Below are 522 nucleotides of genomic sequence, written 5' to 3'. Positions count from 1 at the left end.
CCACGACTACCTGAAAAAAACCCTCACCGCGCGCGTCTACGACGTGGCCCGCGAGACCGAACTCGAACGCGCGCCGAATCTGTCGGCACGTCTGCGCAATCCGGTCTACCTGAAGCGCGAGGACAACCAGCCGGTGTTCTCGTTCAAGGTGCGCGGCGCGTACAACAAGATGGCGCAAATTCCTTCCGAGGCGTTGGAACGTGGCGTGATTACCGCGTCGGCGGGCAATCATGCGCAGGGTGTCGCGCTCTCGGCGGCGCGCATGGGCGTGAAGGCGATCATCGTGGTGCCGGTCACGACTCCGCAAGTGAAGGTCGATGCGGTGCGCGCGCACGGCGGGCCGACCGTCGAAGTCGTGCAATTCGGCGAATCGTATAGCGATGCGTATGGACACGCGGTGAAGCTGCAGGAAGAGCGCGGCCTGACCTTCGTGCATCCGTTCGACGATCCGTATGTGATCGCCGGGCAAGGCACCGTCGCCATGGAAATTCTCAGCCAGCATCAGGGTCCGATTCACGCGAT

General features: G+C 63.0%; 1 protein-coding gene. It reads left to right on the top strand.

The annotated features are described in order from the left end of the window. On the top strand, positions 1 to 522 hold a 522-nt coding region (locus P0D71_RS36055), incomplete at both ends, for a pyridoxal-phosphate dependent enzyme (RefSeq protein ID WP_408483892.1).

Source organism: Paraburkholderia sp. RL17-383-BIF-A (assembly GCF_046028015.1).
GTDB lineage: Bacteria > Pseudomonadota > Gammaproteobacteria > Burkholderiales > Burkholderiaceae > Paraburkholderia.
This window is presented reverse-complemented; position numbering and strand designations above follow the sequence as displayed.